Source organism: Methylobacterium platani (genome assembly GCF_001653715.1).
Taxonomy (GTDB): Bacteria; Pseudomonadota; Alphaproteobacteria; order Rhizobiales; family Beijerinckiaceae; genus Methylobacterium; species Methylobacterium platani.
In genome coordinates this window covers 1-3,728 of record NZ_LWHQ01000114.1, presented here as the reverse complement: position 1 = coordinate 3,728, position 3,728 = coordinate 1, and the positions used below count along the sequence as shown (strand labels likewise).

Sequence of the window (3,728 nt, the reverse complement as noted above, 5' to 3'; positions counted from 1 at the left end):
GCGTCGCCGCCCCCCCGGCGCCCGAGCCCGAGAAGCCGACGCCGCCGGTCCCGATCCGCAAGACCGTCACGCCCGACTACATCATCAGCCTCGAGGACGGGAAGCCGTACAAGTCGCTCAAGCGCCACCTGACGACGCGCGGCCTCAGCCCCGACCAGTACCGCCAGAAGTGGGGCCTGCCGCACGACTACCCGATGGTCGCCGCGACCTACGCCGCCCAGCGCTCCGAACTCGCCAAGAGCTCGGGCCTCGGCCAGCAGCGCAAGAACCGCGGGCGGTGAGGCCGGGCGGCCGCCCCGACGCGGCCGCGGGCTTCCATTGCACGGCATGTCATGACGAACGGAGCCTGTGCGACGGAATGTCGGGCGGGCTCCGATCGCTTCCGGCCCGTCGGACCGCCTTGCATCGGCCGACCGAGTTCCGAGCCGTGCGGTCATCCTGGGGTCTCGCCGGGTTCTCGCCCGCGGCGAGCCCCGGGATGACGGAGAGTTGGTAGGGGCGTACGAGCCCCGTCGCCCTCAGCCCTCGTCCGGATCCCGCGGCGCGGCCGGCGCGAACAGGTCCCCGGGCGGCTCGACGGTGATGCGGCGGGCCGCGACGTCGATCTCCGGCACGAAGGCCTTGGTGAAGGGCAGGAGGGCCGGGCTGCCGCCGGTCGCCGGCGCGATCTCCAGGAGGTCGCCGCCGCCGTAATTCGGCACCGCCCGCACCGTGCCGATGGGAGCACCGGCGCGGTCGACGACGGTAAGGCCGACGAGGTCGGCGGCGAAGAACTCGTCCTCGTCCTCGGCAGAGCCGAGACGCTCGCGCGCGACGTAGAGGGCGAGCCGGTTCAGGCTCTCGGCCCCGGTCCGGCCGGACACGCCCGCGACGCGGGCGATCAGCATGTCGGGAGCCCCCGCGGCGGGGCGCAGGGACGCGATCTCGACCACGCGGCCGTCGGCCCCGGTGAGCGGGCCGTAGGACCCGACCGCGACCGGGTCCGCGGTGTAGGATTTCAGCCGCACCTCGCCATTGAGGCCGTGGGCGCGGCCGAACTCGCCCAGCAGCACGAAACCGGGATCGGTGGCGATCCCGGTCTCGCTGCGCGCGGGCGGGGGAGCGGCGCGCTGCGGCGCGGACGCGCCTGCGCCCCGGCGCTGGTCGGAGGTCCCGCGGGCGAGACCCGGAGGGGCCTTGCCGCGCGGGGGACGGGCGTCGGGGCGGCGCGCCACGGTGCGGCGCTTACTCGGCCGAGTCGGCGGCGGCGCCGGCCTTCTCGGCGCGGGCGGCGGCGCGCTCCTTGGCCTTGGTGCCCGGCTCGGCCTTCTGCGGGTTGCTGCGGGTCGGGCGCTTGGCGAGGCCGGCGGCGTCGAGGAAGCGCAGGACGCGGTCGGTCGGCTGGGCGCCCTTGGCGAGCCAGGCCTGGACCTTCTCGGTCTCGAGGATCACGCGGGCCGGATCGTCCTTCGGCTTCATCGGGTCGTAGGCGCCGACCTTCTCGATGAAACGGCCGTCGCGGGGGGCGCGGGCGTCGGCGACGACGATGCGGTAGTACGGGCGCTTCTTGGCACCGCCGCGGGTGAGGCGAATCTTGAGGGACATGGGTCTCTTCCTGTTCGTGAGGTTCGAGGATCGTTCGACGATGCGGGCAGCGGGGGGACCCTGACGGGCCCGGTGCCGCCTACTTCTTCTTGCCGAAGGGGAGGCCGCCGAGGCCGGGGAGGCCCGGGAGCTTGCCGCCTAAGCCCGGCAGGCCGGGGGCGGCGGGGGGCGCTTTACCGGCGGGGCCGGGCGCCTTGGGACCGCCGAGGCCGGGGGGCATCGGCGGAAGGGTGGTGCCGGGAGGCAGCGACTTCTGCAGCTCGGCGAGCATCTCGGGGGTGGGCTGGGGCATGCCGCCCATCATCTTGCCCAATCCGCCCATTCCGCCGCCCATGCCCCCGCCGCCGAGGCCGAACATGCTGCCGAGCGCCTGGCCGATGCCGCGCTTGCCCGAGCCCATGGCCTTCATCATGTCGGCCATGGTGCGGTGCATCTTGAGGAGCTTGTTGATCTCCGAGACGTCGACGCCGGCGCCCTTCGCCACGCGCTTCTTGCGCGAGGCCTTGAGCACGTCCGGGTTGCGGCGCTCCTCGGGGGTCATCGACGAGATGATGGCGCGCTGGCGCTTGAACATCTTCTCGTCGAGATTGGCGCCCTCGACCTGCTTCTTGATCTGGCCCATGCCGGGCAGCATGCCCATCAGGCCGCCGATCCCGCCCATCTTCTCCATCTGGGCGAGCTGCATCGACAGGTCGTCGAGGTCGAACTTGCCCTTGCGCATCTTCTCGGCGACGCGAAGGGCCTGCTCCTGATCGATGGTCTCGGCCGCCTTCTCGACGAGCGAGACGATGTCGCCCATGCCGAGGATGCGGTTGGCGACGCGGGCGGGATGGAACTCCTCGAGCGCGTCGACCTTCTCGCCGGTGCCGACGAGTTTGATCGGCTTGCCGGTGACCGCCCGCATCGAGAGCGCCGCGCCGCCGCGGGAATCGCCGTCCATGCGGGTGAGCACGATGCCGGTGACGCCGAGCCGCCCGTCGAAGGCACGCGCTGTGTTGACCGCGTCCTGGCCGGTCAGGGCGTCCGCGACCAGCAGCACCTCGTGCGGGTTGGTGGCCGCCTTGACGTCGGCGGCCTCCTGCATCAGCGCCTCGTCGAGGGTGACGCGGCCGGCGGTGTCGAGCATCACCACGTCGAAGCCGCCGAGGCGGGCGGCCTCCATGGCGCGCCTGGCGATCTGCACCGCCGACTGGCCGGCGACGATCGGCAGCGACTCGACGCCGACTTGGCTGGCGAGGACCGCCAGCTGCTCCATCGCCGCCGGGCGGCGGGTGTCGAGGGAGGCGAGCAGCACCCGGCGCTTGTCGCGCTGGGTCAGGCGCCGGGCGATCTTGGCGGTCGTGGTGGTCTTGCCCGAGCCTTGCAGGCCGACCATCAGGATGCCGACGGGGGCGGGCGCGTTGAGGTCGATGACCCCCGCCTCGCCGCCGAGCATCGCCACGAGCTGGTCGTTGACGATCTTCACGACCATCTGGCCGGGCGTCACCGACTTCAGCACCACCGCGCCGACCGCCTGCTCGCGCACCTTCTCGGTGAAGGAGCGCACGACCTCGAGGGCGACGTCGGCCTCCAGCAGGGCGCGGCGCACCTCGCGCAGGGCGGCGGTGACGTCGGCCTCGGTCAGGGCGCCGCGGCGGGTCAGCCCGGACAGGATGCCGGAGAGGCGGTCGGAGAGGCCTTCGAACATGCGGTCAGTCTCCGGGGGTTACTCGTTCAGGCCCGCGGAGGCGGCGCGCCGGGCCTGGAGGGCACCCTCGAAGTGGGTGAGCGCCCGCTCGAACTTGTCGCGGCAATCGGGATTGCAGAAACCGACGACCGCGCCGTTGTAGAGCGTCAGCGAGTCGGCCGCGATCGGCTTGCCCGACCAGGGGCAGAGCTCGTTCACCGCGTCCTCGATGCGCAGTTGCGCGTGGTCGGTCCTGGTCATCCGGTCTCCTGGGGCCGCCACCGGGAGTGGCGGACGGCTGAGGATTCGCCCAACGCAAGTCGCGCCCGAGGGCGCATCGCGCTGTCGGGCGTTAACCTCCGGCCTCACGGGCCGGTCGGCGTCGAGACGAGTTCTCGTCCTGAGAGGGCGGGGCCTACCGATCCGTGAACGGATTGTCAATGCGTGCCGCCCGCACGGCCAGGGCGATTCAGAGAAT

Annotated in this window: 5 protein-coding genes; 1 reads left to right on the top strand and 4 read right to left on the bottom strand. The window is 72.6% G+C overall.

Translation table 11 applies throughout. The features are described from left to right. Positions 1-281 (top strand): Ros/MucR family transcriptional regulator (locus A5481_RS31540; protein WP_197514280.1); only part of this gene is annotated, 281 nt, incomplete at its 5' end. 237 nt (positions 282-518) lie between these two features. Here A5481_RS31540 and rimM read toward each other — a convergent pair. The 4 genes from rimM to A5481_RS31520 all read right to left on the bottom strand — a co-directional run bounded on the left by rimM (position 519) and on the right by A5481_RS31520 (position 3,511). Continuing rightward, entirely contained in the window at positions 519-1,214 is a 696-nt protein-coding gene (rimM, locus tag A5481_RS31535) for a ribosome maturation factor RimM (RefSeq protein WP_082173010.1), read from the bottom strand. 10 nt (positions 1,215-1,224) lie between these two features. Beyond that, entirely contained in the window at positions 1,225-1,584 is a 360-nt protein-coding gene (rpsP, locus tag A5481_RS31530; RefSeq protein WP_048432948.1) for a 30S ribosomal protein S16, read from the bottom strand. Positions 1,585-1,663: 79 nt separating this feature from the next. Further along, entirely contained in the window at positions 1,664-3,271 is a 1,608-nt protein-coding gene (ffh, locus tag A5481_RS31525) for a signal recognition particle protein (protein ID WP_064504511.1), read from the bottom strand. Positions 3,272-3,289: 18 nt separating this feature from the next. Next, positions 3,290-3,511, bottom strand: coding sequence for an eL24 family ribosomal protein (locus tag A5481_RS31520; RefSeq protein ID WP_048437389.1), 222 nt, complete (start codon positions 3,509-3,511; stop codon positions 3,290-3,292). Positions 3,512-3,728 lie beyond the last annotated feature (217 nt).